The sequence below is a fragment of the Rothia kristinae genome (assembly GCF_016028855.1).
In the GTDB taxonomy this organism is placed as follows: Bacteria; Actinomycetota; Actinomycetes; order Actinomycetales; family Micrococcaceae; genus Rothia; species Rothia kristinae.
In genome coordinates, this window is sequence record NZ_CP065738.1 from 2,129,811 (window position 1) to 2,150,319 (window position 20,509).

Sequence of the window (20,509 nt, forward strand, 5' to 3'; positions counted from 1 at the left end):
CATGCCGACATGGTGCATCTCACGTGTGTTTTGATGAAGGGGTGCGAAACGACAACCTGACGGCTGAGGAAGCCCGCGACCGCTCGGCGCTGCTGCGCGTCGACAGCTACGACGTCCATGTGGATCTGACCCACGCCGCGGACCCCGAGCGCCTGGCCTACCCGGTGCGCGCGGCGGTCCGCTTCGAGGTGCTCGCCGAGGATCCGGCGGCTCAGACCACGTTCATCGAGTATCTGCACCATTCGGTCGAGGCGATCACCCTCAACGGCCGCCGCCTGGACCCCCGGACCGCGGTGGTCGGCTCGCGGATCACCCTGACGGGTCTGGAGCGCAGCAACGAGCTCGTCGTGCACGGCTTCTCCCTGTACTCCCGCTCCGGGGAGGGCCTGCACCGCTTCCTGGACCCGGAGGACGGGCGCACCTACCTGTACACCCAGTACGAGCCGGCCGACTGCCGCCGGGTCTTCCCGACCTTCGAGCAGCCGGACCTGAAGGCCTCCTTCCGCTTCGCCGTGACCGCCCCCAGGGACTGGGTCGTCGCCTCCAACACCCCGGTGGAGCGGGAGGAGCAGGATCTGGTGGATGAGAGCGTGAGCAAGCGGATCTTCGCCCCGACGCAGCGGATCTCCACCTACATCACGACGCTGCTGGCCGGGCAGTACCACGCGGTCAGCTCGATGTACCAGCCCAGCGCGGAGACCGCGGTGGACGGCGTCGAGCCGAAGCCGATGACCCTGTACTGCCGGCAGGCGCTGGCCGCGCATCTGCCGGCTCGGGAGCTGTTCGAGCTGGTCGGGGCCGGTCTGGACTTCTTCCAGGACCTGTTCGACCTGGCCTACCCCTTCCCGCAGTACGACCAGGCCTTCGTCCCGGAGTACAACCTGGGCGCGATGGAGAATCCGGGGCTGGTGACCTTCACCGAGAACTACCTGCACCCGGGCGGGGCCACCGAGGCCCAGCGCGAGGCGCGGGCCAACGTCATCATGCACGAGATGTCGCACATGTGGTTCGGGGACCTGGTCACCATGAGCTGGTGGTCCGGCCTGTGGCTGAAGGAGTCCTTCGCGGAGTTCATGGGCGCCCTGGGGGCTGAGCGCGCCGGCGGCTTCGATCAGGCCTGGGTCAGCTTCGCCCACGGACGCAAGGCTTGGGCCTATCGCCAGGACGCCTACTCCACGACCCACCCGATCGTCGCGGACATCCCCGATGTGGAGGCGGCCAAGCAGAACTTCGACGGCATCACCTACGCCAAGGGCGCCTCGGTGCTCAAGCAGCTGGTGGCCCACGTGGGCTTCGAGCGGTTCATCGGTGCCGCCCGGGTCTACTTCCGCCGCCACGCCTGGGGGACCGCGCGCCTGGAGGATTTCCTGGCGGCCCTGGAGGAGTCCTGCGGGCGGGACCTCGCGGCCTGGGCGCGGCAGTGGCTGCAGACCTCCGGGGTCTCGGTGCTGCGCCAGGACGGCTCCCGCCTCATCCAGGAGCTGCCCGAGGGCGTCTCCCCCGAGCTCGGCCGGGCCCACACGCTGCACGCGGGCGTCTTCGACGAGATCGACGGCACCCTGCGCCTGCGCGAGGACCGGGCCCTGGAGGTGCCCGCGGGCCGCGAGGGTCTGGACCTGGAGCTTCCGGGCGCCCTCGCCGCCGCGGATCCGCGGGGTCTGCTGCTGCTGAACCGGGAGGACCTGACCTACGCCGTCACCCGGGTGGCCCCGGACCAGCTGGACACCTCGCTGCGAGCCGGACACACCCTGGAGGCCCCGCTGGATCGGGCCGTGCTCGGCTCCGCCCTGTGGACCATGGTCCGCGACGCGCAGCTGACCCCGTCCTCCTACCTCGACTACGCTCTGGCCGGGGTGCGCGCGGAGAACAGCGCGACCCTGTTGGAGACGACGGCCCGGCACGTGCACGAGGCCATCGAGGAGCTCTGCGCCCCCGCCCAGCGCCCGCAGCTGCGTTCCCGGGCCGCCGAGGCCTTCCTCACCGCCCTGGAGGCAGCGGCCCCCGAATCCGACGCGCAGCGCATCCTGCTGCGCCACGTCCTGATCCTGGCCCGCACCACCGAGGAGGCGCTGCCGGTGGCCGAGCAGGTGCACGCCGCCTGGTCTGAGGATCCTGGTGCGGCCCGCTGGGGCGGGCTGGAGCTGACCGACGAGTTGGCCTGGAGCGCCCGGCTCGCCCTGACCCTGTCCGGTCGTCTCACAGCGGAGGACCTGGACGTCGCCCTGGATGCCCGGCGCAACCGGCACGCCGAGGTGGGCTGGAACCGGGCCAGGGCAGCGGTGCCGGATGCCGCGGCCAAGCAGTGGGCGTGGGCGCGGATCTTCTCCGGGCGTCTGTCCAATGACGAGCTCTCCGCCGCGGCCGCAGGCTTCGCCGACGGTCCGGCGCGGCTGCGCGCGGCCTACGCCGATCGCTACTTCGCCGCGCTGGAGTCGGTGTGGGCCGAGCACTCCATCGGCATGGCCTCCCGGATCGTGGGAGGGCTGTTCCCGGACCTCGACGCCGTCGAGGACTCCCCGCAGCGAGCCGGGGCCTGGCTCGAGGAGCATGAGCAGGCCCCCCGGGCGCTGCGTCGGCTGGTCATCGAGCACCGGGAGGACGCGCTGCGGGTGCGCCGGGTGCGCGCAGCCTGCGCCGGGGTGTGAGATTCTGGAGGGGCCGCCGCGCGCTGGTCCCCTCCACGTGCGGCATCCAACGGGCATGAAGGAGAACTGGCGTGACGCAGTACGCACTCAATGATCGCGGATCCCTGGAAGTGATCACGGACGACTACTACGACACCGAGATCCTCCGGCTCATGGACAATCTGCGCTTCGACCGGGAGCAGCACCACGACGGGCTGGCCCACCTGGTCCCGGAACCGGACAATCCGCACGCCCCCGGCTCCATCGCGGTGTGGGTGGACGGGCTGAAGATCGCGCGGATGTCCGCCGAGGACTCCCGCCGCTACCTGCCCGCGATCGCCCGCGTCGTGGTCTCCGGGCACGACCCCGTGGTCCCGGTGCGGGTGTGGGCCACGATGCGCGGGAAGGCGGGCCAGGTGCGCCTGGAATCCCGGGCGGTGCTGTCCATCGCCCGGCCAGATCAGCTGTTCCCCCTCAACGCCTGCCCGTCCCGGGCGGCCCTGCTGCCCCAGGGCCCCACCCTGAAGGTGCTGGACGAGAAGGACCACGCCGAGTACCTGCACTCGATCCTCCCGGTCTCCGGGGAGGGCCGGGTGATCCTGACCCTGGAGGCGGATCGGCACCGGCAACCCGACGGCACCGAGACGGACTCCGTGGACGTGTTGCACGACCGGCGGGTGGTCGGGCGCCTGTCCACGCAGATGTCCGAGCAGCTGGCCCCGGTGGTGCGCTACGCCTTCGAGCGGGACAAGCTCACCGCGGCCTGGGGCACGATCCGCGGCAACGCCTTCGAGCTGTCGCTGTCGGTGCAGACCGCTCGCGCCGAGGACCTGACACCTGCCTGGTTCGAGCAGCTGCCCCACGGCCTGCCCCCGCTGGTCCCGGAGCAGGAGCACTACGATCTGGAGGACGCCTACCGGCCCAGCCACGCCGAGAAGCACCCGGAATCCCGTCGCCCCGCCGCTCCCGCGCCCGAGGACCCGGCCCCGTCCTCCCAGCGCGCCCCGCGGCGGGAGGCGCAGCGTCGCCCCGCCCGACGGCGCGCGGGCAGCGCCTCCGCCCCGCGGGCCTCCCGCGCGCCGCGCGCCCAGCGGGGCCCGAATCAGCGGATCGGCTGGCTCATCGGGGTGCTGGGGGCGCTGGTGCTGCTGGCCGGGGTGGTCCTGCTGTTCGTCCGCCCGGTCCTGGGCATCCTGGGACTGCTGCTGGGCGGCTCCCTGGCCTTCTGCGGGCTGTACCTGGCCCGCCTGGACGTCGCCGAGCAGCCGGTGCCCATCCGGCATCCGGCCCTGGACCAGGACCCAGCCCCGATCGAGGAGACGGCTCCCGCCCCGACGGCGTCGGCCCCGCAGACCCAGGATCCCGCTCCGGACGCCTCGGCGGATGCTCCGGCGGCGGACTCCCCCGGCGAGGGCTATGACTGGGCCCCGCAGCGCGCCTCCCGTCGTGCGACCCGGGAGACCGAGGGCGCCTGATGCTGGAGCGCGCCCGCACCCGCACCGACCGCTTCCTGCAGATCGGCGAAGTCCTGATCAAGCACGGCCTGGGGTCTCTGCTGGGCGGGGTGCTCTCCGCCCCGTGGGCCGCTCCCCTGCGGAAGGTGCGGCAGCTGGATCCGCAGCATCGGCACACCCAGGCCGAGCATCTGCGCCTGGCGCTGGAGGAGCTGGGCCCCACCTTCGTCAAGCTCGGCCAGCTCGCCTCCACCCGGCAGGATCTGCTGCCGGAGGATTACACGCGGGAGCTGGCCCGGCTGCAGGACTCCTCCCCGCCGGTCTCCTTCCAGCGTCTGATCGGGCAGTTCGACGGGCAGCCGGAGGAGCAGCTGCTGGCCTCCTTCGAGAGCATCGATCCGCAGCCGCTGGCCACCGGCTCCATCGGCCAGGTCCACGCCGCCGTGCTGGACGGGCGCGACGTCGTCGTGAAGATCCGGCGCCCAGGGGTGCTCGCGGGCGTGCACCAGGACCTGGACATCCTCACCGAGCTGTCCAAGATGCTCTCCCGCTATGTCGGGATCGCCCGCGGCTACGACGTCGTGGAGCTGACCCGGCAGTTCGCTCAGCGCATCGAGGAGGAGCTGGACTACACGATCGAAGGCGAGCACTGCGATCGCTTCGCGGAGTTCTTCGCCGAGGACCCCTGGATCCGCATCCCCCGCATCCACTGGGAGGCCAGCAGCTGCGCGCTGCTCACCGAGGATCGGGTGCGGGGACTGAAGATCAGCGACATCCCCGCGCTGGATGCCGCCGGGGTGGACCGGCACCTGCTCGCGGTCACGGCCACGCAGGCCCTGTGCCGCATGGTCTTCCAGCTGGGCCTGTTCCACGCCGACCCACACCCCGGCAATCTGTTCGTGCAGCCGGACGGGTCGATCACCGTCATCGACTTCGGGATGGTCGGGGAGCTCTCGGAGCGGTTCCGGGACCGTCTGGTCCCGCTGCTGGTCGGGATCACCACGGGCAATGCGCGCCAGGCCGCGCGGGCGACGGTGCGCCTGACGGCCCGCCCCGAGCAGGAGGTCCGGGCCGCGGACCTGGAACCGGACATGCAGCGGATCATCTCCGGGTACACCGGGCGCAGCCTGCAGGAGCTGAACCTGGCCCAGCTGCTCACGGATGTGCTGCGGATGCTGCATCGACACCACCTGGTCCTGCCCCCGGAGGCGGCGATGCTGGTGAAGATGATCGCCACCGCCGAGGCGCTGGGCACCACCCTGGACCCGGGCTTCGACATCGTGGCCGTCCTGACGCCCTATGCGCAGCAGTACGTCCGCTCCCGGCTCAGCCCGGAGATGCTCCTGCGCCGGGCCCGGGAGGCCGCCAAGGAGGCCGTCTCGTTGGGCATGGACGCCCCGGAGTCCGTGCGCCGGGTCCTGGGGGTGCTGGAGAGCGGCGGCTTCGACGTGCACCTGCGCGCCGATGAGCTGGAGGAGCTCATGGGCAAGGTCGAGAAGCTGGGCACCCGGGTCGTGGCCGGAGCCGTGCTGGCGGCGGTGATCAACGGGTCTGCGCACATCGTCGCCTCGGACCCGGGCCGGTTCAAGTCCTGGTACCCGGCGCTGGTCGGGGCGGGGGCCGGCTCCGCCGGGATGATCGGCGGGTACCTGGCCTGGTCCCTGCGCCCGCGCCGACGCCGCTGATCCTCCGCCCCGCCGGCCCCGCCCCGGTGCGGACTCAGTCCGTCGGGATGGTCTTGACGTAGTCGGCCATGGTCCCGTTCTCCAGGGCCTGGGAGAGCCGGTGGATCGCGTCCTCATCCGGGATGACGATGGACTGCCCGTCCTCGGACCACCCGGTGCCTGAGTTGGGCAGGGTGAACATGGTCATGTTCCGCAGCCCGCTGGGTCCGGCCTTCATGCCCATCGCGACGATCTCGCGGGCCGTGAGGTCCTCGTCCACGGAGACGTACGGGGAGAACTTCTCCACGGCGTCGCTGAGCTTGGTGGGGCTGGAGAGGGTCTCGGGGCTGAGGATCTTCTTCAGGAGTCCGCGCAGGTAGATCCGCTGGTCGCGCACCCGCTGGTAGTCCCCGTCCTGGAAGCTGTACCGGTCGCGCACGAAAGCCAGCGCCTCGTCCCCGTCGAGGGTCTGCTCGCCCTTGCGGAACTCGTGGCCGTCGGCGGTGAAGTCCATGGGCACATCCACCGGCACCCCGCCGACGGCGTTCGTCAGGTCGCGGAAGCCCTGGAAGTCGATCTCTGCGACGTGGTCGATGCGCGTGCCCAGGAGCTGCTCGATCGTCCGCACCTCCAGGGGTATCCCGCCGTAGTTCAGCCCGGCGTTGATCTTGGCTTTGCCGTGACCGGGGATGTCCACCCAGGTGTCGCGCATGATGGACACCACGTAGGCGGCGCCGCCGTCGGAGGGGATGTGCACGAGCATGATCGCGTCCGAGCGCTGACCGCTCACGACCTTCTCGTCCGCCTCTCCTTTGCGGGAGTCGCTGCCCAGGAGCAGGACGTTGTAGGAGCCATCCTCCTTGGGCCGGCCGGCGTCATCCGAGGGCAGCGCCTGGGAGAGCTTGGGCGAGTCGGCGTCGAAGTCGTGGCCGAGCTTGTACAGGAAGCCGCCGACGATCAGCACCGGGATCAGCAGCAGCACCAGCAGAACACCGAGCAGGGTCAGCACCTTGCGCCGGCGCGACCAGGGCCTGCGGCGCGATGGGGTCTCGGGAAGGGCGGATTCCGGGGTGGTGGACATGGGTGCTCCGGTGGCTCGGGCTTGGCGGGGATCGGGTCGATCCCACTGTAGCGGCTCGGGGCTCACCCCGAGATCACCGGCACGGGCCCACCCGGTCGACCGCAGACGCCTCGGGCCGGGGCGCGCTCACCGATCCGGTGAGCACGCCCCGGCCCGAGCCGGTGGTGGCAGTCGCCGCCTACTTGGCGGACTTGCCGAAGTTCTTGAACCGGGCGTTGAAGCGCTCGACGCGCCCGGCGGAGTCCATGATCCGCTGCTTGCCGGTGTAGAAGGGGTGGGACTCGGAGGAGATCTCGACCTCGACGAGAGGGTACTCGTTGCCGTCTTCCCAGGTGTCGGTCTTGGAGCTGGTGACGGTCGAACGCGTCAGGAAGGACTTGCCGGAGGCGAGGTCGCGGAAGATGACCTCGTGGTAATCCGGGTGGATATCGGTCTGCATGGTGTCTACCTCTCGCGGACTGGATTTTGCCAGGCCTGGGGACGCGGTGTCCCGCCCGGTCATCCGGGCGGGCGCCGTCGGAGTCGACGGCGACTCCCCAGGCTACCACGCGACGGCCCCCGCGGTCAGGGGCGCGCGCCGTCTTCCTCGGCGGACTCCCGCGGGCGGGTCTCCCAGAAGGCGACGGCCGAGGCCGCGGCCACGTTGAGGGAGTCCACGGCGTGGCTCATGGGGATGATCACGCGCGCATCCACCGCCGCCAGGGTCTCCGAGCGCAGGCCGTGACCCTCGGTGCCCAGCACCAGGGCGAGTCGCTGCGGGGCGGTGTGCCCGAGCCGGTCCAGGGTCACCGCGTCGTCGCTGAGGGCCAGGGCGGCCGTGGTGAATCCGCGCTCGCGCAGCAGGGACAGGTCCGCGGGCCAGGAGTCCAGCCGGGCCCAGGGGACCTGGAAGACGGTGCCCATCGAGACGCGGATGGAGCGTCGGTACAGGGGGTCGGCGCAGCGCGGGGTGATCAGCACGGCGTCCACGTCCAGGGCGGCGGCGCTGCGGAAGATCCCCCCGACGTTGGTGTGATCCACCACGTCCTCCAGGATCGCGACCCGCCGGGCGCCGTCGAGCACCCGCTCGACCGGGACGGGGGCGGGGCGGCGCATCACCGCGAGGGCGCCGCGGTGCAGGTGGAAGCCGGTCAGACCCTCCAGCACGGCGTCCTCCGCGACGTACGCGGGGGTCTGCGGATGACTGCGCAGCACGTCCGCCAGGTCCTCGGCCCATTTGTCCGACATGAGGAAGGAGAGCGGCTCGTGCCTGGCCGCCAGGGCGCGGCGGACCACCTTGGAGGATTCCGCGAGGTAGACGCCCCACTCGGCTTCCCGGGAGGTGCGCAGGCGCACGTCCGTCAGCCCCCGGTAGAAGCGCAGGTCTCGCAGCACCGGGTCCGCGGCTCGCCCGTCGGCGGCCTCCACCTGCTCGGCGTCGATCCGACGCACCGAGGGGATCGCATCGACCAGCGCCCGCCGGGCAGCCAGCTGGGCGGGGCCGTTCTGCGGGGTGCTCATGGGCGCGCGGCGAAGGCCGTGTGCCGCCCGTCGACGGTGCGCAGCCGCAGCGGGGTCTGGTAGGCGCGGGAGAAGCTGCGGTCCGTGAGGACCTCCTCCAACGGGCCCTGGGCGATGACCCGCCCGTGGCTGAGCAGCAGCAGGTGGGTGATTCCCTGCGGCAGCTCCTCGAGGTGGTGGGTCACCAGGACGCTCGCGGGCGCGTCCGGGTCGGCATTGAGCGCGGACAGACGCTGCACGAGGTCCTCGCGCCCGCCGATGTCCATGCCCGCGGCGGGCTCATCGAGGATCAGCAGCTCGGGATCCGTCATCAGGGCGCGGGCGATCAGGGTGCGCTTGCGCTCCCCGTCGGACAGCGTGCCGAAGGTCCGCTCGGCCAGGCGGGAGATGCCCCAGTCCACCAGCAGCTGCTCGGCGCGGTCGTGGTCGTCGGCGTCGTAGGATTCCCGCCAGCGCCCGGTCACCCCGTAGGCGGCGGTGACGACGACGTCGCGCACCGTCTCCCCCGCCGGGATCTGGGCGGCCACGGCGGCGGAAGTCAGCCCGATGCGCGGGCGCAGCTCGAAGACATCCACGGCCCCGAGGATCTCATCGAGGATGTCCACCGAGCCGCGCGTGGGATGCAGCCGTGCCGAGGCGACGTTCATCAGCGTGGACTTCCCGGCCCCGTTGGGGCCCATCACGGCCCAGCGCTGCCCGGCCTCCACCCGCCAGGTCACTCCGTCCAGGAGGGCGCGGCCGCCGCGCACGACCGAGACGTCGACCAGATCCAGTACAGTGCTCATGCCTCGACCCTAAGCCACGGCGCGCGCACCGACCCAACCCGGTCCGCGGTTCGGGTCGGCCGCCCGCAGAGGGACTCTTCTCCGATCCCGCCAGGGTCTCAGCATCCCCAGGCACGGGGGTTCGCGGAGCAGCCGTCCTGAACCCACCCGGATTTGGTGCGCCACACGCTCACCGTCTGCGGTTGCGACGGGAGGGTCGCGGTACCCTCGACCGGCTGCCACTCGCCGTCCCCCACCCGGTACTCCCCGCGGAACTCGGTGGAGATGACGATGGCGTAGTCCCCGGTCTCCCGGTACTGGTGGGAGGTGGAGGTCGGGGTGTCCCAGCTGTTCTCCGGTAAGGCCCGGCCGGGGTCCGTGGTGGGTCCGGTGGTGGTGCCGTCGCCGTAGTCGAAAGTGTAGGAGACCGGGGTGGCTCGCACCCGCACCGGCTGCCCCAACAGGGTGACCTCCAGTTCCTGGGGCCGGCTGTCGACGTAGATGTTGGTGTGGTAGTTCTTCAGCGTGTTGGGGCCGGGCTGGATGCTCACGGTCCCCGGGTGGATGGGCATCTTCTGCAGATCTTCGGCGGTGACGGTCGGGGTCGGCGGTGTGGTGACTCTTTCGGCGGCTTCTTCGGGGGACTGGGAGCCGGGAGACGCGCAGTATTGCGTTCCCGTGGACTCCCATTCGCCGCCTGATTTGAGGCGACGAAAGACTCGATGCAAAACGCCACGACCTCCATCGGGTCTAGCGCAGGATGGATTCAGGTTGCATGCGTCTCCGGGCACGTCCTCCCCGGGCCTCGGGCATCCGTAGTGTGCGAAGTATTCATAAGGGTCCTCCGGGATCTCATCGACAGAACCTCCTCCTTGGTCACCGCCGGATGGAGGCTGGCTCCCTGGTTCGGTCGGCCGTCCTCCGGGTTGGGTCTTCTGCCTCTTGATGATGAGGGAGCCGTTTCCATCGATCCACCCATCATCAGCGGACTTCTCTGCGAAGCTCGGGGGCAACGCGAACGATGAATATAAAAGGAGCGCCATTGCGATCAAGCACAGCCTTTTCCACTTACTCCGGATCGCCATAATCAACATCCTGGATGTGGTTGAATCCGCGGAACTTCCATTGGTCCTTCTCCCACGAGAGGACGGCAGTCATGGGTTGATTGTTGAAGTCTCTCCCGGGAGTGTCATGCTCGTGTCCTGATGGGGAGTACACCCCACCACTGAGTCGGTTGAGACGCACGTAGAGTTCCTGGTATTGGGGGTCGACCTTCTCCAGGGGCTGCGGCTCCAGGTAGATCTGCTGCTCCGTGCCCACGCTCCACTTGCCCTCGCGGTAGTACCGCTCGTAGTTCTCCATGACCTTGGTGAACTGGTCGTTGTCCGCCGACATCGCTTCGCGGACGTACTGCGGGTCCCCGGTCTGCAGGAGGTAGTTCAGGGAGTCCGCCCAGTACTGGAGGAAAGCTCTCGCCCCGGCGTCGGTCTCCTCCTTGCCCACGTCCGGCAGACTCGGCACCGGCACATTGCGGGCCGGGTGCTCCGGCGTCGCCTTCTCGTACCCGGTCGAGGACGCCGACGCAGAGGCGCTGGCGGAAACCGAGGCGCTGGCCGATGCCTGCGGATCCGCGGTGCCGACCACCTCACCGCTGCTCTCACCCCCGCAGCCGGACAGCAGGAGGGCGCCGGCCAGGACCAGCGGCGCCAGGGATGATGCGGGACGGTGCGAACGGGCCACGGGAGCCTCCGGGTGCTCGAGGGTCAGACGAGGATCATGCGATGTGAATCACTCAGGTCCCCCGAGACTAGCCCATCCCACGCCCCGGCCGGAAGGTTGTCCACAGCTCCGGGGGGGGCGACGCCTCCGTACCGGCGACTCAGTCCAGCCGCGTCGGGTCCTCCGGGTCGAAGCTGCCGTAGCGACCGAGCAGATCCCGCTCCCGCTCGCTCAGGGCCGTGGGCTCACCGGTCTCGGCATCGACCATGACCATCACCGTCAGGCCGTCGAAGGCCACCCGACCGTCCTGGATGCCGCGGCAGGTGATCGTGTACGAGCTGCGGCCCACGCGCCCGACGCCGAGCTCCACGCTCAGCTGCGGCCCGTAGACGACGGGGCGGCGGTAGTTCAGCTCCATCCGCGCCACGAGCGTCGGGCGATCCCGCACATCGGTCCGGTCCCAGGCCTCTCGGAGCCACCGGATGCGGGCCTCCTCGATCAGGGTGATCACCCGGGCGTTGTTCACGTGCCCCAGCAGATCCTGATCCGACCAGCGCACCTCGGGGGTGCACACGTACGCGGGATACTCGGCCATGACGTCCTCTTCCGACGAACCACCCGCGGGCATCCGAGGACGCCGGCGGCTTTCGATCACCGTACCGCCGCCCGGACGCCAGCCGCACCCGCGACCGCTCTCCGATCCCCCACCGACGGTCCCTCTCGGCACGGCACCTACGATGGGGACATGTCCGACCCCCGCCGTCTCATCGCCTTCTCCTCCCGTCCCCCGTCCGAGGAGAACCGGTCCTCCTCCGCCCCCGCCTCGGCCGCGCCGCCGCTGGGGCAGCTGCCCGTGCCAGCACCCGGGGAGAGGACGGAGGCCGTGCCCGGGCTGCTCGGATCCCGTACCCGGCCCACGGCGCTGGTGCAACGCGCAGCCGCCGCAGGAATCGGCCTTCCGGCGGGGGTCGAGGAGATCCACGTGCCGCCCCTTCCCCCGCGCGACGGCGGCACCTCCGCTCGCCGGGGACCCCGCCAGGCCCCCGGCCCCGGGTTCCGCGTGCTGCGCTGGCCCTCGACGCTCGCAGCCGATGCGGAGTCTTCCGCTCACGGAGCCGCCGCAGGGTCGGAAGCTGACGTGAACCTGGAGGTCCCGGACCCCGGCGTCGAACGGGTGCAGAGCGTCCTGGACGCCCTGGATCCGCAGGCGCGCTGGCAGGTCATGGCCGTGCCCGCGCTGGCGGAGGGCACCCCCCGACTGGTGGTCACGGACGTGGACTCCACACTGATCGGCCAGGAGGTCATCGACGAGCTGGGCGCCCGCGCCGGGGCCCGCGAGCGGATCGCGGCGATCACCGAGCGGGCCATGCGGGGGGAGCTGGATTTCGCGGCCTCCCTGCGCGAACGGGTCGCCGCCCTGGCGGGCCTGTCGGCCAGCGTGCTGGAGGAGGTGCGCGAGGACCTCGTCCTGAATTCGGGGGCGCGCGAGCTGGTGGCGCGGCTGCACGCCCGGGGGGATCGGATCGGCGCCGTCTCCGGCGGCTTCTGTGCGATCCTGGATTCCCTGGGTGCAAGCCTCGGGCTGGATCGGACCCTGGCCAACGGCCTGGAGATCGCCGACGACGGGTCCGGACCCCGCCTGACCGGTCGGGTGCTCGGGCCCGTGGTGGATGCCGCGGCCAAGCGCCGCGCCCTGACCGCCTGGGCCGGGGAGCTCGGCGTCGCCGAAGAGGCGACGACGGCGATGGGCGACGGCGCCAACGACCTGCTCATGGTCGAGGCCGCCGGACTGGGCGTCGCCTACTGCGCCAAGCCGACCCTGGACGCGGCAGCCGCGGCACGGATCCCCGTGCCGCGGCTGGATGCGCTGCTGGCGCTGCTGGGCTGAGCGCGACAGCACGGGTGCCGCCGATCCGGGACCGGCGGCACCGAGGCGGTGTCGATCAGTCTACGAAGCCCTTGGCCCCGCCGACCAGCTCCACGTGGCCGGTGGGAACACCGGCCGTGACCATCGCGGCGACCTCGGAGGCGAACTCCTCGACCGAGTACAGCTTCCCGGCCTCCGCCCGACGGGCCTCCAGCGCCCCGGGGCGAGCCCGGTTGAGCAGGGTCGCGGTGACGGTGCCCTCGATCATGTCCCCCGAGACGACGACGAAGTCGATGCCCCTCTCGGACAGCTGCGGGATCTCCTCGGTGAGGGCGTCCTCTCCGGCGCGCTTGGAGCGGGCGACGGCCTCGTACTCGGGCATCGTCTCGACCTCGCGGATGAAGTGCGCCTGGTGGCTGGTCACGTACACGACCCGACCCCCGGGGCGCATCACGGCGGCGGCGGTGCGCAGCACATCCAGCTGCGCGTCGCGGTTCAGCCGCAGCGCGTAGTCCTCCCCCAGATCGGTCTCCATGCCGCCGGAGGCGTTGAGCACCAGCACGTCCAGGCCCCCGTAGGTCTGCACCGCCGTGTCCACCAGGGTCTGCACGTCCTCGTGCTTCGTGACGTCCGCTCCCACGGCGACGGCGCGGCCCCCGGCCTCCTCGATCGCCTGGACCACCTTCTTGGCCCGCGGGGCCTTCTGCCGGTAGTTCACCACGACGCCGGCGCCCTCGGCGGCCAGCAGCTTGGCCGTGTTCGCCCCAACCCCCCGCGAGGAGCCGGTGATGATCGCGGACTTCCCGTCCAACTGTCCCATTGCTTCGTGTCCTTTCCTCGATGCCGCACCCGGGCCCGCCTCGTTCAGGCGGGCCCGGCTCGCGGCGGATGATCGGTGCGCGGGTCCCCCGGAGGGGATTCCCGCGATGTGTCTCAGTGGCCCATGCCGAGCCCGCCGTCGACGGGGATCACGGCTCCGGAGATGTACCCGGCGTCCTCCCCGGCCAGCCAGCGGACCACGCGCGCGACCTCCTCGGCCTGCCCGTAGCGCTTGGCGGGGATCGCCTCGAGGTACTTCTGCTGCGTCTCCTCCGGCAGGGCGTCGGTCATCTCGGTCTGGATGTACCCGGGGGCCACGACGTTGGCCGTGACGTTGCGCGACCCCAGCTCGCGGGTCAGGGAACGGGCGATGCCCACCAGCCCGGCCTTGGAGGCCGCGTAGTTCAGCTGGCCCGGGGAGCCGTAGAGCCCGACGACGGAGGAGATCAGGATGACGCGACCGAACTTCTTCCGCAGGAACCCCTTGGCCGCCCGCTGCACCACCCGGAACGCGCCGGTGAGGTTGGTGTCGATGACCGCGGAGAAGTCCTCCTCCTTCATCCGCAGCAGGAGGGTGTCGCGGGTGATCCCGGCGTTGGCGACCAGGACCTCCACCGGGCCGAACTCGGCCTCGATCTCGGAGAAGGCCCGGTCCACGGAGGCTGCGTCGGTCACGTCGGCCTGCACCGCGAAGAAGCCCTCAGGCGCCTCGCCCGAGCGGTAGGTCACGCAGACCCGGTGCCCCTGCTCGCGGAAGGCCTCGGCGATGCTGCGTCCGATCCCCCGGTTGCCCCCGGTCACCAGCACGGTGCGGGGGGTCGTGGCGGGTTCGGCGGGGTGCTCGATGCTCATCGGGGTCCTTCCCGGGATGCGGTGGATGGAATCGCCCCCATCCTAGCCGAGGTCCCCTCCGGCCCGCCCGGTGGGATCCCGGACACCGGCCCCTGCCGATCGGAGCCGGAGGTGACACAATGGGCACGGTCATCAACCCAGCGGGTCCCCCTCTCCATGAGCACCGGGCGGGCACCGCGATCATCCGGTGAGGAGGGCGGTGTCCCATGTCCGAGGCCACGACGTCGCGCTCCCGCGCATCCCGCCGGGAGGAGCCCGAGGCGTACTCCATCACCGGGGCGCAGGCCCCGCACAGCCAGGGCGTCGAGACGCGGATGCGCCGCTACGCGCTGAAGATGGCCCTGCGCCTGGTGTGCATCGTCCTGGCGCTAGTCACCGACGGCTGGATCCGCTGGACCTGCGTGGGCGCGGCCATGGTGCTGCCGTGGGTGGCGGTGGTCCTGGCCAACGGCAGCGATCGCGCGGAGGTGCGCGACGTCTCCGCCTACACCGATCCCGCACCGCGCCCCCTGCCCTCGCCCGATCTCTCCGGGGATCACGCGAGCACGCCGCGGGAGGACGTCATCGAGGGCGAGTTCCGCGAGGGCCCGGGCGCCTCGCCGACGCGCGGAACCGGCGGGGACGGGCCGGATCCGCGCAAGGGGCGGTCATGGACCTGACCGACCTGCTCGGCGTCGGCCGGGAACCGCCCGCACCGGAGCGGCCCGTGTGCTCTCGCCGCGGGTGCACCGCCCCGGCCCGCTGGCGCCTGGAATGGAACAACCCGAAGATCCACCCTCCCGAGCGGCGCAAGACGTGGCTGGCCTGCGAGGAACACCGGGAGCACCTGGCGCGATTCCTGCAGGCCCGCGGATTCCTGCGGGACATCCGCCCGATGGACGCCCCCGACGACTGACGCCCGCCCCTTCCCCTCCCTTACCCTTTCCCGATCCGAGAGGAGCCCCTGGCTTCCGTGTACCGATTCCTCGTCAGCGGCCGGTGGATCGCGGGCTTCCTGGTCTGCGTGCTGTTCTCCCTGCTGTGCGTGTACCTGGCCGGCTGGCAGATGGACCGCAAGGAGGCCCTGGATCACCGCAACAACCTGATCAGCGAGAACTACGACGCCCGCCCCCTGGAGGGCCAGGCCGCGCTGGAGCAGTTCGAGCGCTTCGACCCGGACCGGCAGTGGACCCCGGCCCGCGTGCAGGGGCGGTACCTGCCCGAGCACCAGGTGCTGGTGCGCAATCGGCCGCACGAGGGCGCCGTCGGCTTCGAGGTGCTGGTGCCGCTGCGCACCTCGCAGGGCGAGATCGTGGTGATCGACCGCGGCTGGGTCCCCGCCGGGGATTCCAACGCGGCCCCGGCCCAGGCGGTGCCGGCCCCGCCGTCGGGCACCGTGCAGGTCACGGCCCGGCTGCACGCGGGTGAGCCCTCCACGGACCGCTCCGCCCCGGCCGGGCAGATCCAGTCCGTGGACCTGCCGGACTACGCCCGGCAGACGGGACTGGATCTGGCCGAGGCCGCGTACGGGATCATGGCCTCGGAGGATCCCGCCCCGGCCCAGCGGCCGCAGCAGCTGTCCGCCCCGGAGCAGAGCGCCGGACCCAACCTGTCCTACTCCCTGCAGTGGTACTCCTTCGCGGTGCTGGTGTACGTGGCCTACGGCTGGTGCGCCCGGCAGAAGGTGCGCAACGATCGCCTGGATGCCCAGCTGGCCGAGGAGCTGCAGCGCCGGTTCCGCAGCTTCTACGCCGAGGACGGCACCTACATCGGCACCGAGGACGAGGCGGTGGTGCGCCGACAGATGGAGATGATCGACGACATGCCCCCGCACATGAAGTCGATCGTGCGCCCCAAGCTCGCCAAGGCCCGCAGCCGACCGACGGACGCCGAGGAGGAGGACGCCCTGCTGGACGCGATGGCCCGCTCCCGCGACGCGGACCCGGTGGATCGCGACTGAGCCGACAGAGCCGACGGCCCCGACGCCGACCCGGGACCGCCCCGGCCCGCCGGCTCAGGCGAGGCTGATGAGGTCCTGGTACTCCTGGGACCAGTGGTCCTCCACCGCGTCGGGCAGCATGAGCACCCGCTCCGGGTTCAGCGCCTCCACCGCGCCCTCGTCGTGGGAGACCATGACGATCGCGCCCTCGTAGGTCTTCAGCGCGTTGAGGATCTCCTCGCGGCTGGCCGGATCCAGGTTGTTGGTCGGCTCATCCAGCAGCAGCACGTTGGCCGAGGAGGCCACCAGGGTCGCCAGGGCCAGGCGGGTCTTCTCCCCGCCGGAGAGCACCCCGGCGGGTTTGGCGACGTCGTCCCCGGAGAACAGGAAGGATCCGAGGATGGTGCGCACCTGGGTGTCCTGCAGATCCGGTGCGGCGGTGCGCATGTTCTCCAGCACGGTGCGGCTGCCGTCCAGGGTGTCGTGCTCCTGGGCGAAGTAGCCCAGCTTCAGCCCGTGCCCGGGCTGCACCTGGCCGGAGTCCGGGGCGGACACCCCGGCGAGCATGCGCAGCAGGGTCGTCTTGCCGGCCCCGTTCAGGCCCAGCACCACCACGCGCGAGCCGCGGTCGATGGCCAGGTCCACGTTGGTGAAGATCTCCAGGGACCCGTAGGACTTCGACAGCCCCTGGGCCCGCAGCGGGGTCTTCCCGCAGGGGGCCGGCGCCGGGAAGCGGATCGCGGCCACCCGGTCCTGGGCCTGCTCCGGCTCGACCTCGCGCATCAGCCGCTCGGCCCGCTTGATCATCTGCTGGGCGGCCACGGCCTTGGTCGCCTTGGCGCGCATCTTCTCCGCCTGGGCCATCAGGGCCCCGGCCTTCTTCTGCGCGTTGGCCCGCTCCCGCTTGCGCCGGGCCTCGTCCTGCTCGCGCTGGGCGAGGTAGTGCTTCCAGTCCATGTTGTATTCGTCGACCACGCAGCGCATGGCGTCCAGGTACAGCACCTTGTTGACCACCAGCTCCATCAGGGCGACGTCGTGGCTGATCACCAGCAGGCCGCCCGAGTAGGTGCGCAGGAACTCCCGCAGCCACTCGATCGAATCGGCGTCGAGGTGGTTGGTCGGCTCGTCCAGCAGCATGGTGTCAGCACCCTGGAAGAGGATGCGGGCCAGCTCCACACGACGCCGCTGCCCGCCGGAGAGGGTGGACAGGGGCTGGTCCAGGACGCGATCGGGCAGGTCCAGGTTGTGGGTGATGGTCGCGGCCTCGGATTCGGCCGCGTACCCGCCGCCGGCGATGAACTCGGCCTCCAGCCGGTCGTAGCGGCGCAGGGCCTTGGCCCGCACGGACTCGTCCTCGCTGGCCATCTCCTCCTGGGTGCGCTGCATCCGGGAGACGACCCCGGCGAGGTTGCGGGCGGAGAAGATCCGGTCCCGGGCGGACTGGGTCATGTCCTCGACCTTCGGGTCCTGCGGCAGGTAGCCGATGGACCCGGAGCGGGTGACCTCGCCGTCGGCGGGCAGGGTCTGCCCGGCCAGGACCTTGGTCATCGTGGTCTTGCCGGCGCCGTTGCGTCCGACCAGCCCGATCTTGTCCCCGCGGTTGATGCGGAAGCTCACATCCTCCATGAGCAGTCGGGCGCCGGCGCGCAGTTCGAGGTGGGAGACGGTCAGCAAGGGCTTACGGCCAGCCTTTCGGTTGCGGGAGTGGGATGGGGCGAGACGAGGGGCCGGCGGGCCCACAGGCGCCCGCCGACCCCTCATCCTAGCGGCGTGCGGTCACCGCGTCGGGTCGGTGCCGCGGGATCAGATGTTGAAGCCGAGGGCGCGCATCTGGTCCCGGCCCTCCTCGGTGATCCGCTCGGGACCCCACGGCGGCATCCACACCCAGTTCACGTGCCACTGGTCGATCAGCGGCTCGAGGTTCTGGGCGACCTGCTCCTCGATGACGTCCTGCAGGGGGCAGGCGGCGGTGGTCAGGGTCATGTCCATGACCAGGGCGCCGTCCTCCTCGTTCCAGCGGGTCCCGTACAGCAGGCCCAGGTCCACGATGTTGACCCCGAGCTCCGGGTCGATGACGTTGGCCAGGGCGTCCTCGATCTCCTGGTCGGAGGGCCGCCCGGCGGGTGCGGTCTCGGTCATGCCTGGGCGGCCTCCCGGTTCTGGAGGTAGTTGACGTAGCCCTCCTCCTCCAGGCGCTCGGCCAGCTCGGGCCCGCCCTGGTCGGCCATCTTGCCGTCCACGAAAACGTGGACGAAGTCGGGCTTGATGTAGCGCAGGATGCGCGTGTAGTGGGTGATCAGCATGACGCCCATGTCGTTGGCGTCGTGGGCGCGGTTCACGCCCTCGGAGACCACCTGCAGGGCGTCGATGTCCAGCCCGGAGTCGGTCTCGTCCAGGATCGCGAACTTGGGCTTGAGCAGCTCCAGCTGCAGGATCTCGTGGCGCTTCTTCTCGCCACCCGAGAAGCCCTCGTTGACGTTGCGGGTCACGAAGTCCGGGTCGATCTTCAGCTGGCCCATGGCCGCCTTGACGTCCTTGGTCCAGGTGCGCAGGGCCGGGGCCTCGCCGTCCACGGCGGTCTTGGCCGAGCGCAGGAAGTTGGACATGGTCACCCCGGGGATCTCCACCGGGTACTGCATGGCCAGGAACAGCCCGGCGCGGGCGCGCTCGTCCACGGACATCTCGGTGACGTCCTCGCCGTCGAGCAGGATCTCGCCGGAGTCCACGCGGTACTTGGGGTGCCCGGCGATGGTCGAGGCCAGCGTGGACTTGCCGGAGCCGTTGGGGCCCATGATCGCGTGGATCTCGCCGGAGTTGATGGTCAGGTTCACGCCCTTGAGGATGGGCTTGGTGTTCTCGTCATCGAGGATGACCGAGACGTGCAGGTCCTTGATTTCCAGAGTGGACAAGGGATTCCTCCTTGGGAAGGGAAGTCGGTGCGGGCCGCACGGGCCCGAGGGGTCAGTTGTCGCTGATGGCCAGCTCGTCCTCGAGGGCGTCCATGAGCCGCTCCTCCAGCTCATCCACCCGGATCTGCTGGATGATCTCGTTGAGGAAGCCGCGCACCACCAGGCGGCGGGCCTGCTTCTCGGGGATGCCGCGGGCCATGAGGTACCACAGGTGGTCCCCGTCCAGCTGACCGGTGGTCGAGGCGTGCCCGGCGCCCTCGATGACGCCGGTCTCGATCTCCAGGTTCGGCACGGAGTCGGCGCGGGCGCCGTCGGTGAGCACGAGGTTCTGGTTCTTCTCGTAGCTGTCGGTGCCCTCGGCCTCCTTCTGGATCAGCACGTCCCCGACCCACACGGTGTGCGCGTCCTGCCCCTGCAGCGCGCCCTTGTAGAGCACGTTGGAGGTGTTGTTCGGGGCGTTGTGGTCCACGAAGGAGCGGTGCTCCAGGTGCTGGCCGGCGTCGGCGAAGTACAGCCCGAACAGCTGGGCGTCGGCGCCCTCCCCGGCGTAGCGGACGTTCGCGTTCAGCCGCACGATGCCGCCGCCGAGGGTCACGTTGACGTGGCGGTAGTGGGCATCGCGCCCGACCTGCGCGTCGTGCTGGCCCACGTGGATCGCGGAGTCCTCCCACAGCTGCAGGGAGATCACGGACAGGCTCGCCCCGTCGCCGACGATCACCTCGACGTTGCCGTTGTGGTGGGCGGTGCCGGTGTGCTCCAGGACCACGGTCGCGTGGGAGTTCGGCCGCGCCTCGATGACCAGGTGGGAGTTGGCTCGGCGGCCCTCGGCCTGTCCGCGCAGGCGCACGGTCACGGGTTGGCTGCGCTCCTCATCCTGCGGGATGACCAGGTGGGTCGCGGACTCGGCGTTGGCGGAGCCGACGACGGCGGCCCGGTCGGCCGGGCGCAGCACGGTCCCGCGCGGGGCCTCGGTGCGGCCCAGGGCCGGAGCCTGCCAGGCCTGCGGGGCGTCGACCTCGATCTGCAGGGCGCCGTCCTCGGTGGGGGCGTCGGCGAAGACGGGGGCGAGCTTCTTCACCGGGGTGAAGCGCCATTCCTCCTCGCGCCCGGTGGGCTCGGCGAAGTCGGCGACGTCGTGGCTCCAGGGCCGCTCGGCCCGGGAGTGCATGACCTGGGACCCGGGCTGCCCGGCGTTGGCGGACTTGCGCACCCGGATCGTGTCGTCGGCGGTCAGCTCCGGGGAGAGCTTCTCGCCCTCCTCGCTCATCCCGGGGATGGCCACCCGGGACTCGCCGGTGTGCACGCCGTCGACCTTCTCCGGTTCGGCGGCGGGGTGCT

20 protein-coding genes are annotated in these 20,509 nt (G+C 71.1%); 7 read left to right on the top strand and 13 right to left on the bottom strand.

The annotated features are described in order from the left end of the window. Positions 1 to 41: 41 nt before the first annotated feature. The 3 genes from pepN (at position 42) to I6G21_RS09370 (ending at position 5,763) form a co-directional block, all read left to right on the top strand. Entirely contained in the window at positions 42 to 2,645 is a 2,604-nt protein-coding gene (gene pepN, locus I6G21_RS09360; protein WP_129357497.1) for an aminopeptidase N, read from the top strand. Between the two features lie 71 nt (positions 2,646 to 2,716). Next, positions 2,717 to 4,099 (top strand): hypothetical protein, encoded by a 1,383-nt coding sequence (locus I6G21_RS09365; RefSeq protein ID WP_058731784.1) that lies wholly within the window; start codon positions 2,717 to 2,719, stop codon positions 4,097 to 4,099. Continuing rightward, positions 4,099 to 5,763, top strand: a complete 1,665-nt coding sequence (locus I6G21_RS09370; protein ID WP_058731783.1) for an ABC1 kinase family protein — start codon at positions 4,099 to 4,101, stop codon at positions 5,761 to 5,763. Before I6G21_RS09365 ends, I6G21_RS09370 begins: the two co-directional genes overlap by 1 nt. A gap of 34 nt (positions 5,764 to 5,797) precedes the next feature. On the opposite strand, the gene I6G21_RS09375 is transcribed toward I6G21_RS09370, so the two are convergent. The 7 genes from I6G21_RS09375 to I6G21_RS09405 all read right to left on the bottom strand — a co-directional run bounded on the left by I6G21_RS09375 (position 5,798) and on the right by I6G21_RS09405 (position 11,401). Then, positions 5,798 to 6,823, bottom strand: coding sequence for an LCP family protein (locus I6G21_RS09375; protein ID WP_058731782.1), 1,026 nt, complete (start codon positions 6,821 to 6,823; stop codon positions 5,798 to 5,800). Positions 6,824 to 7,001: 178 nt separating this feature from the next. After that, positions 7,002 to 7,262, bottom strand: coding sequence for a type B 50S ribosomal protein L31 (locus tag I6G21_RS09380; protein WP_058731781.1), 261 nt, complete (start codon positions 7,260 to 7,262; stop codon positions 7,002 to 7,004). A 125-nt stretch (positions 7,263 to 7,387) separates the two neighbouring features. Next, positions 7,388 to 8,323, bottom strand: a complete 936-nt coding sequence (locus I6G21_RS09385; RefSeq protein WP_081046087.1) for a TrmH family RNA methyltransferase — start codon at positions 8,321 to 8,323, stop codon at positions 7,388 to 7,390. Continuing rightward, entirely contained in the window at positions 8,320 to 9,108 is a 789-nt protein-coding gene (locus I6G21_RS09390) for an ABC transporter ATP-binding protein (RefSeq protein WP_058731780.1), read from the bottom strand. The genes I6G21_RS09385 and I6G21_RS09390 overlap by 4 nt, the downstream gene beginning before the upstream one ends. Before the next feature lie 98 nt (positions 9,109 to 9,206). Next, positions 9,207 to 9,638, bottom strand: coding sequence for a hypothetical protein (locus tag I6G21_RS09395; protein WP_165869963.1), 432 nt, complete (start codon positions 9,636 to 9,638; stop codon positions 9,207 to 9,209). Between the two features lie 517 nt (positions 9,639 to 10,155). Next, positions 10,156 to 10,827 (bottom strand): DUF6318 family protein, encoded by a 672-nt coding sequence (locus tag I6G21_RS09400; protein WP_129357495.1) that lies wholly within the window; start codon positions 10,825 to 10,827, stop codon positions 10,156 to 10,158. A gap of 139 nt (positions 10,828 to 10,966) precedes the next feature. After that, positions 10,967 to 11,401, bottom strand: a complete 435-nt coding sequence (locus tag I6G21_RS09405; protein ID WP_129357494.1) for an acyl-CoA thioesterase — start codon at positions 11,399 to 11,401, stop codon at positions 10,967 to 10,969. Positions 11,402 to 11,551: 150 nt separating this feature from the next. On the opposite strand from I6G21_RS09405, the gene serB reads away from it, so the two are divergent. Continuing rightward, the gene (serB, locus tag I6G21_RS10755; RefSeq protein ID WP_232238441.1) at positions 11,552 to 12,694 is read left to right on the top strand and encodes a phosphoserine phosphatase SerB; all 1,143 of its coding nucleotides are present in this window, start codon (positions 11,552 to 11,554) and stop codon (positions 12,692 to 12,694) included. 55 nt (positions 12,695 to 12,749) lie between these two features. Here the strand turns inward: serB and I6G21_RS09415 are convergent, their stop codons facing one another. Together I6G21_RS09415 and I6G21_RS09420 are read right to left on the bottom strand one after the other, a co-directional pair. Next, the gene (locus tag I6G21_RS09415) at positions 12,750 to 13,493 is read right to left on the bottom strand and encodes an SDR family oxidoreductase (protein WP_129357493.1); all 744 of its coding nucleotides are present in this window, start codon (positions 13,491 to 13,493) and stop codon (positions 12,750 to 12,752) included. 113 nt (positions 13,494 to 13,606) lie between these two features. Beyond that, a complete protein-coding gene (locus tag I6G21_RS09420) occupies positions 13,607 to 14,344 on the bottom strand; it encodes a beta-ketoacyl-ACP reductase (protein WP_075515329.1) in 738 nt (245 codons plus the stop codon). Between the two features lie 206 nt (positions 14,345 to 14,550). On the opposite strand from I6G21_RS09420, the gene I6G21_RS09425 reads away from it, so the two are divergent. The 3 genes from I6G21_RS09425 to I6G21_RS09435 are packed head-to-tail and all read left to right on the top strand — an operon-like array spanning position 14,551 to position 16,283. Next, positions 14,551 to 15,003, top strand: coding sequence for a DUF3099 domain-containing protein (locus I6G21_RS09425; protein WP_058731187.1), 453 nt, complete (start codon positions 14,551 to 14,553; stop codon positions 15,001 to 15,003). Next, on the top strand, positions 14,994 to 15,239 hold the full coding sequence (locus tag I6G21_RS09430) for a hypothetical protein (RefSeq protein WP_129357492.1): 246 nt from the start codon (positions 14,994 to 14,996) through the stop codon (positions 15,237 to 15,239). Before I6G21_RS09425 ends, I6G21_RS09430 begins: the two co-directional genes overlap by 10 nt. A gap of 57 nt (positions 15,240 to 15,296) precedes the next feature. After that, positions 15,297 to 16,283 carry an SURF1 family cytochrome oxidase biogenesis protein gene (locus I6G21_RS09435; RefSeq protein ID WP_232238442.1) on the top strand — a complete coding sequence of 329 codons (987 nt, stop codon included), beginning with the start codon at positions 15,297 to 15,299 and terminating at the stop codon, positions 16,281 to 16,283. Positions 16,284 to 16,337: 54 nt separating this feature from the next. On the opposite strand, the gene I6G21_RS09440 is transcribed toward I6G21_RS09435, so the two are convergent. The 4 genes from I6G21_RS09440 to sufD form a co-directional block, all read right to left on the bottom strand. Further along, positions 16,338 to 17,936: an ABC-F family ATP-binding cassette domain-containing protein gene (locus I6G21_RS09440; RefSeq protein WP_129357490.1), complete on the bottom strand. Its 1,599-nt coding sequence runs from the start codon at positions 17,934 to 17,936 to the stop codon at positions 16,338 to 16,340. Positions 17,937 to 18,065: 129 nt separating this feature from the next. Next, positions 18,066 to 18,401 carry a metal-sulfur cluster assembly factor gene (locus tag I6G21_RS09445; RefSeq protein WP_058731191.1) on the bottom strand — a complete coding sequence of 112 codons (336 nt, stop codon included), beginning with the start codon at positions 18,399 to 18,401 and terminating at the stop codon, positions 18,066 to 18,068. After that, complete coding sequence (sufC, locus tag I6G21_RS09450) at positions 18,398 to 19,171, bottom strand: Fe-S cluster assembly ATPase SufC (RefSeq protein WP_058731192.1); 774 nt, start codon at positions 19,169 to 19,171, stop codon at positions 18,398 to 18,400. Before sufC ends, I6G21_RS09445 begins: the two co-directional genes overlap by 4 nt. A 52-nt stretch (positions 19,172 to 19,223) precedes the next feature. Beyond that, complete coding sequence (gene sufD, locus I6G21_RS09455; RefSeq protein WP_058731201.1) at positions 19,224 to 20,438, bottom strand: Fe-S cluster assembly protein SufD; 1,215 nt, start codon at positions 20,436 to 20,438, stop codon at positions 19,224 to 19,226. Positions 20,439 to 20,509 lie beyond the last annotated feature (71 nt).